Annotated in this window: 10 protein-coding genes; all 10 read right to left on the bottom strand. The window is 67.2% G+C overall.

The window, feature by feature from the left end:
* Positions 1-328 (bottom strand): hypothetical protein (locus I0Q12_RS10000; protein WP_197251777.1); only part of this gene is annotated, 328 nt, incomplete at its 3' end.
* A gap of 9 nt (positions 329-337) precedes the next feature.
* Positions 338-682: a hypothetical protein gene (locus I0Q12_RS09995; RefSeq protein WP_197251776.1), complete on the bottom strand. Its 345-nt coding sequence runs from the start codon at positions 680-682 to the stop codon at positions 338-340.
* Complete coding sequence (locus I0Q12_RS09990) at positions 679-951, bottom strand: hypothetical protein (RefSeq protein ID WP_197251775.1); 273 nt, start codon at positions 949-951, stop codon at positions 679-681. The genes I0Q12_RS09995 and I0Q12_RS09990 overlap by 4 nt, the downstream gene beginning before the upstream one ends.
* 24 nt (positions 952-975) lie before the next feature.
* Positions 976-2,217: a fibronectin type III domain-containing protein gene (locus I0Q12_RS34850; RefSeq protein WP_197251774.1), complete on the bottom strand. Its 1,242-nt coding sequence runs from the start codon at positions 2,215-2,217 to the stop codon at positions 976-978.
* A 1-nt stretch (position 2,218) separates the two neighbouring features.
* Positions 2,219-2,524: a hypothetical protein gene (locus tag I0Q12_RS09980; RefSeq protein ID WP_197251773.1), complete on the bottom strand. Its 306-nt coding sequence runs from the start codon at positions 2,522-2,524 to the stop codon at positions 2,219-2,221.
* On the bottom strand, positions 2,524-2,937 hold the full coding sequence (locus tag I0Q12_RS09975; protein WP_197251772.1) for a hypothetical protein: 414 nt from the start codon (positions 2,935-2,937) through the stop codon (positions 2,524-2,526). Before I0Q12_RS09975 ends, I0Q12_RS09980 begins: the two co-directional genes overlap by 1 nt.
* Before the next feature lie 113 nt (positions 2,938-3,050).
* On the bottom strand, positions 3,051-3,785 hold the full coding sequence (locus I0Q12_RS09970) for a peptidoglycan-binding protein (RefSeq protein WP_231610389.1): 735 nt from the start codon (positions 3,783-3,785) through the stop codon (positions 3,051-3,053).
* 9 nt (positions 3,786-3,794) lie between these two features.
* A complete protein-coding gene (locus tag I0Q12_RS09965) occupies positions 3,795-5,348 on the bottom strand; it encodes a hypothetical protein (RefSeq protein WP_197251771.1) in 1,554 nt (517 codons plus the stop codon).
* Positions 5,345-6,154, bottom strand: a complete 810-nt coding sequence (locus I0Q12_RS09960; RefSeq protein WP_197251770.1) for a hypothetical protein — start codon at positions 6,152-6,154, stop codon at positions 5,345-5,347. The genes I0Q12_RS09965 and I0Q12_RS09960 overlap by 4 nt, the downstream gene beginning before the upstream one ends.
* Positions 6,155-7,048, bottom strand: an 894-nt coding sequence (locus I0Q12_RS09955) for a hypothetical protein (protein ID WP_197251769.1), incomplete at its 5' end; no start/stop codon positions are given.

The following is a 7,048-nucleotide window of genomic DNA, read 5'->3' as shown; positions in this document are numbered from 1 at the left end:
CCCGCAGCGTCACGGGAACACGCAACTTCCCAGCTGTCGTGAACGGTGCGGGGCTGTCCAGCGGATGTGACCACAGGAACGTCGAGCCGTTCCAGCAGGACATGTGGGTCACGGTCGTGGAGGCGGGGATGTCGAACTCGAGTTCCGAGCCCATCACATCACCGTCGGACGCTCCCGGCGTCCAGGTCAGGGTCTTGCGGGCGTAGCTGCCGCCAGTGACCTCGGATGCTCCGGTGGTGCCGGGGTCGGCGGTGTGCGCCGAGAACGTCGCGCCGAGGCTCGACAGCTCGACCGCGAGGGCTTCACGGACGTCGGTGGCCATCTTCATGGGGTGCTCCTAGCGGGGTGTGCGTTCGATCTGGCCCTCGTACCAACAGAAGTCGAGGGTGTCGGTGGCGGGCGGTTCGACCGGATAGTGCGGGTACAGCTGGTAGGTCAGGCCCTCGTCGATCAGGTCGGCCTGTTCGGACTGCACCCAGAACTCGATGTAGTCCGCGGTGACCTCGAGCGCGGGCCACGTCGCGATCACCGGCGAGCCGACCTCGGTGCCGTCGGTGATGACGATCTCGGCGGTGGTGTAGTCGGGGAACGGCGGGTCGTTCGGGTGCCGGTTGTAGCGGTGCACGTAGTCGGCGCCGCGGGTCAGGATCAGCGGCTCGACGATCGGGGTGTAGCCGCTCATGCCGCGGCCTCCGGTTCGACAATCCGGTAGCCCCCGGCGAGCTGCAGCGCCAAGTGGTGGTTCGGATCGTCAGTGGTGTGCGAGCCGGGCTGCGGGCGCGTGTCCTTCACGCGCGCGTTCTCATCCGACAGCAACACGACCAGCTGCCCTGGCTGCCCGTACATCGCGGGCTGGTGGAACACCAGCAGGTGATCCTTGCCGTTGATCGGCCAATCGATGCGATACAAGGTCGCGGGCCCGGCCCATCCGCCGAGCCCGTCGGCGACCATCACAGCAGTGTGCACGGGCGCTCCTTATGCGGTAGTGGAGAAGTTGAGGGCGGTCGAGAAGTCCGACCAGTTGCCGTTGTCGTCGACCGCGCGGATCTTCACCGCGTACGCCGTCGACGGACTCAGCCCCGTGAGGGGGAGACTGGCGGTCTCGGTGTAGCCGACGACCGTCGTGCCGAGGAGAACCTCGTACTGGTCGACGCCGAAGTCGTCGGTCGAGGGTGTCCAGGTGATCGTTGCTCCCGTGCCGGTGACGGCGGTTGCCGCGAGGCCATCAGGGACAGAGGGCGGCATCATGCGGGTGTCGCTGATACGCGTCGAGATATACCCGGCACCGGCTGCTCCGATGCCGCCGTTGCCGGCGAAACCGAACGAGGTGTACGAACCCCCACCGCCGCCCGGGCCGGACGGCCAACCGCCTTCGCCGCCCGCGCCGCCGTTACCGGTTGGACCAGCTGCTCCACCACCACCGCCGCCGGATCCGACGCCGACCTTTGCAGCAGGGACACTCGCGCCTGCCTGCCCAGCTCCGCCGCCGTACGACCCTCCCAGGCCACCCGGATCGAAACTGCCGGATCCGCCCTTGGCGTTCGGGGTGTCGCTACCGATGTTGGACCCGAGTCCACCGCGGACGCGGTACGTGGAATTTCCGGCACCGTACGCCTTGTTTGCTGAGTCGCCACCGGTGGCCTGGGCGAGGATCGTCCCGTCTGGGGCGTAGAAGGTGGTCGTCTTGCCGGTCGCGCCGGGGCCGCCGTCGGATGTCGCTCCCGCCGCCGTTTCTCCGACGACGACGTCGATGTATGGAGGGCATTCGTCGTACGGGATGATGACCTTCTGCCATCCGCCCGAGTAGCCGCCGAGACCACCACGACCGGAACCACCGGAGCCTCCGTTGTTCGACCGGCCACCACCCGAGGCGCCGCCGATACAGTCCAAAACGATGTCGCCGTACGCACCCGCCGGTTTCCACCACCGACCAGAGAACCCGAACGTCGCGATCTGAACCAATCCCATCTCGTCGGCGATCGTGTCGATACGGTTGTCCAGGCGCACCACCTCACGCTCAAGTCGGGACTCGGTGCCGCGCAGCCGGTCAGCGATCGCATCAAGGTTGAAGAATCCGCCGGTCGCGCCGTCGAGAGCGTCGAGAAGGTCCGCGATCATGTCGTTAATGCGTTGGACGATCAGCCCCGGCAGGTGTTGAGCGATCAACGCCATCGGGTCTGTGTGACCGGACGGGCGCTTGCGTGGGAGCTTCTCCACGTCACACCTCCTCGAGCAGCTCGGCGGGAATCTCGGGACGCTGCGGCGAGGTCACATGAGGGATGTGCCGCTCCATCAGCAGTTCGAGAGCAGTCGCGTACGACAGCAAGTCGCGAATAAGCCAGATCGCCCGCCGGAACTTCCGTTGATCCTCTGCGCGCCCCGCCTTGAGTTCGGCGACCTCGGCTTGTAGCCGCTTGATGACTGCCGCCTGCCGCGTCATCCACGCAGTCAGCAGGCTCGTTGCTGCGATACCCAACGCCTGGATCCGCTCTGGCGAGAACAGCGCAAGCAGCCACTCCCCCATCAGCGCTCCTTCGGGGGGCTGATGAGGCGCTGCACGTACGCGAGGACAGCCATGAGCGCGGCACCACCAGCGGTGCCTGCGATGGCCTTCCATGCGCCACTGGTGGCAAGGTCGAGAGTGCCGGTGCCGAGCAGGTCAGCGAGCGCCAGCAGTACCGCGATGAGCACGGTGGCGACCGCACCCTGGACGGTGGTGCGCCAGGCCCGATCTCGGGCGTCCGCCTTGGCGGGCGGAGGATCGACGACGAGCTCCGCTTCGACGTCCTGCGGTAGTCCGGCGAGGTATCCGTCGACGCGATGCTGCACCTCGTCGGTGATGATCTTCACGCCTGCATCGATACGGGCGTCGACTTCGGCGGCGACCTTCTCGACGACCTGCCTGGTGATGATGTCGATGACGTTTCCGTCCGACATGGGTGCCTCCTACGAGGGGTAGCGCTCGGAGCGGTCAGCGCGCAGGATCCGCGCATGCAACCGGCCCCAACGGGTGAGGGACAGAACGACGGCGGCCACGATGGCGAGCCGTGTCACGAGACACCAAGCCGACGCCAGGTGGCCGGGCCGACAACACCGTCGACGACCAGGCCTGCGCGTCGCTGAAATTCCCGCACAACGCTCTCGGTTGCGGGGCCGAAGTCACTGTCGACGACCAGCCGCGAATACAGCGGGTACGCGCGATTGAGCAGCGTCTGCAGGTAGCGCACGTGGTCGCCGGTGGAGCCGCGGGAGATCGTCGGCCGCGACGCTGTCGGCGCGGGCGCCGGTGCGGGCGCGGCCGGGCCCGGGGTGTAGATCCCGAGGTGCCCGCCGTTCAGCTTGGCAGCGAACACGGCAACACGGGGATCGCCCTCACGCCAGCCGATCTGGTAGTGCATCTCATCCGCACGGCCCCAGTCGGCACCCCAGAACACTGAACCCTCGAACAGACGCAGGCCTTCGCGCACCTTCGCGATGCGAGCGGCTGGCATCGACCGCAGGCCCCATGGGTACTTCGGGGCGTTGATGTCGACCGCGGTGCCGGACAGGTGGTTCGAGTTGCCGACTGCATTCTCGTTGGACCAGCCCCACACCGGGGAGGTGAGCGGCTCGACGTTACGGTGGTACCAGATGATCCATGCGTTCAGGATCGTCGCGGCGTCCCCGGCTCGGATCGGTGCGGTGTTGGTGTGCGGCAGTGGGTTCGCCACGACACATTCGTCGCGGTTGCACATCCGCCACCCGTTCTCGGAGTGTGTGTAGCCGTAGGCTTTTCGGAATGACATGGCGTCCTCCTAGACGCTGTTGGCGATACCGCGGGCGGTACCTGCGAAGCTCTGCAGATGCGCGATCACGCGCTCCCAGCCGTCCTTCAATGCCCTGTCCTCGCCCAAGGTGACGGTCTCGACCTTCCGGCCGTCGCCGCGGTCGGAGATCTTCACTGCGGAGATCCACTGCTCGATCTCGACGCCGCGATCCCAGAGGGTCACGATGTCCCCGACCTGGTAGCGGCGGCCGGTGCCGTCGTCGACGCCCATGCAGTAGCCGCGGCCAGCGGCACCGGACGAGAGCTGGATCTTCACCGCATCCGCCCCGGAGTGCTTCTTCAGCTGGGCCTGCCCGACCGCGAACGAGTCGAACGACCATGCGGCGGTGTTGTCGCCGAACACCTCACCGAACCCGTGCTCGCCGAGGTCGTCCTCGAGGTCTGGATCCCAGAACTGCTGGTAGGCGAAGAACACGTTGTCGAACAGGTCGCCGACGAGGATCGTGCCGAGGTTCAGGCCGGGGAACAAGGCGTTGAGGATGAGCTGGAGGGCGAAGTTGGCGCCCCACTCGATGGCCTGGTTCATGATCTCCGGGGCCTTGCCGCCGACTGCCACCTTGTGTGCGTCGGCGTGCTCGACGTCCCGCTCGTAGTACTCGACCTGGGTGGAGTCCAGCCGGAACTGGATCTTGCGCATGTCCCGTTTGGCGTGGGTGTCGAAGACGTACCCGGCGCGGGTCATCTTCCCCCAGTCGTCCGGATTCGCCAGGCCGAGGATGTTTCCGGGGTTGGTGAAGTTCAGGAAGTTGTCGGACGTGTAGTCGAACACCGACTGGAGCTGCGACAGGCTGGTCGTGTTGAACACCGTCGGCGACGGCCCGTCGAGCGGCGTCCACAGGTGGCACGACAGGCCCATTTCCTGGGTCTCGACGGTCTGCTTGAACAGTTCGTCGAGCTGCGTGAATCGGGCCTGCAACACGCACAGGTCGTCGAGTGCGTCGGCGACGATGTCGAGCAGGTCGTCGAGGGTGTCGATGTCGTCGAGATCTGGCAGCTCCGGGACGGTGTACCGCAGCGGCAGTTTCGCGTAGACCGGTTTCCGTAGCCGGGTCATGGTCTCGGCGATGTACGCCTTGAACACGAAGTCCGGCGGCCCCCACTTGACGTTCTGCTTGCCGGTCAACGAGAGCTGAAACTCTGGCGGCGTGAGGTTGTTGACCCAGCACAGCGCCCGGAGGAGCCACATCAGGTTGCTGATGCAGTAGAGGGTGATGACCTCACGCCCGGGCTTGCCCTTGATGTTCGCGCGCATGATCCGGCCATCCCACGGGATACCGTTCCGGTACGTGCGCACGTGGATGACGCGGCGCCGGCAGTTCACCAGGTACGCGGCCATCGGATGATCCGGCTTGATCTGGATCACCGCCGAAGTGGGCAGGTACCAGTGCCATTCGAATTCGGCGGTCATGTACCCACCGAGCGGCCGCCAGGACAAGGCGTCCGGCTGGCCGATCTCGATGTCGAATCCGGTGACGTCGTCGCGGGTGGGGCGGGGATAGCCGGGCGTGTACGCGGCCGTCACAGGGCCGCCCAGTGCAGCTGGGGCACGGTGATCTCCACCTTCGTTGCTGAGGTTGTGCCGGTGCCGGTGATGGCGATCGGCACGGTGAGTCGGCCGGCGGGGATCTGCTTGTACCAGCGGCGGCCGACCCACGACCGGTCGGCGCCGGTGCTGTCGTTGATCTGGAACCAGTCCGGGTCGGTCTCGATGTCGAGGTAGTCCCCGGCGGCGATCGTCGGCAGCGGCACGGTCTCCCCCATCCAGCCGATCGTGGGGAGAGTGATCGGGCCGGTGATCCGCAGGTGCGGCCACACCGGCTCGTCGGAGTGGGTGCGTACCGCGGCGGTCGCGAAGTCGGCCGGGGTGAAGGTCTTCACGACCGGGACTCGCCGCCACCACGATTCGTCCGAGCGCAACATCACCGGGTCGGACAACACGATCCCGGCGTTGCGGAGCAGCGTGTAGTTCAGTGGCCCGAGCTTCGACGCCAGTCGCACATCCTGGAAGCGGCGACCGGCCTCGTCGGTGATCGTCCAGAACCGGTGGATCTGCTTGCCGCGGCCCAGGGATTGCCGCCACTGCTGCGCGGTCCGTACCCGGGCCGCCGGGTCGGGTACGGCGATCTTCACGTCCAGGCCGATCAGGTTCGGCTCGTCCATGCGCGCCCGCCACGTGACGCCGGCCTGGTCGACGTTCTTCTGGTCGTCGAACGCGAACTCCGCGCCTTCGAGGCCGGTCGGATCGGTGCGCAACGAGAGCGGGCAGGTGGAGGACGTGAAGTCCCACACCTGCCCGTTTTCGCATTCGAGGACGTACCGCCTCGCCATCTACATCCCTGCCTTCATGATCGAGAGGTTGGCGGTCCCGGCGCCGCGGTCCACGTCGACCTGCACGTCCACGGGGTCCGGGTTGGCGGCAACGGCCCGGATTTCCTCGAGCTTCTCGACGAGCATCTGGAAGCCCTTCTCCAGCGCCGGATGCGAGTTGGCGCCGGTGTCGAACTGGCCGGTGAAGCGGCCGTCTGCGTCGAACCCGGAGGCGAGCGCGAACGCTCCGCCGATCCCGAGGGCGGCTAGGTTGTACATCGTGGCCCGGCGTTTGTTCGCGGACATTCCGGCCCAGCCGTCCGGGGTGAGTGGCACGTCGAACGACGCGGGGCTGCGGCCGCCGTATCCACCGAAGCCGGTGAGGCCACCGTCGGCCATCGGCACCAGCTCGAACCCGAAGCGGTTGGCGATCTCGCGGGTGATCGCCACCGACCGGGGGCGTTTCGACGGTGCGAGCGGGATGTATCCCTCGCCGCCGGTGCCCTTCTCGGCGAAGTGCACGAGCTCGGCGCCGTCGCCGGCGATGAACGCGTCCTGAGGGGCCCGCAGCCCACCGTTCTCGAACACCTTGAGTCCGGCGGTCAGGATCGGCTTGCGCTCGTCGGCAGGCTTCTCCTCGGCCTTGCTGCTGCCGCCGAGGGTGTCGGGCCAGTTCGTGACGAACACCCGCTGCCCATCGGTGGACATCACCGCACCCGAGTCAGTGACGCCGACAGCGCGCCCCGCCGACGAGTCCTCGCCGGTCATGCCGCGACGCTCGGTCGACGGGTCGTCGCCCATCGTGGCGCCGGGCCAATGCCACACCTGCGGGAAGTCGAGAGCCCCGTCCGCGCCACCGCCGTATTGCACACCGTTGCTGCCGTCGGACTCGATGTTGACGCCGTACAGAGTGCC

Origin of the sequence: Rhodococcus sp. CX, from assembly GCF_015865005.1 — a bacterium.
In the GTDB taxonomy this organism is placed as follows: Bacteria; Actinomycetota; Actinomycetes; order Mycobacteriales; family Mycobacteriaceae; genus Rhodococcus.
Note: the sequence above shows the minus strand (reverse complement) of the source record. Positions and strands in the feature narration are given on the sequence as shown.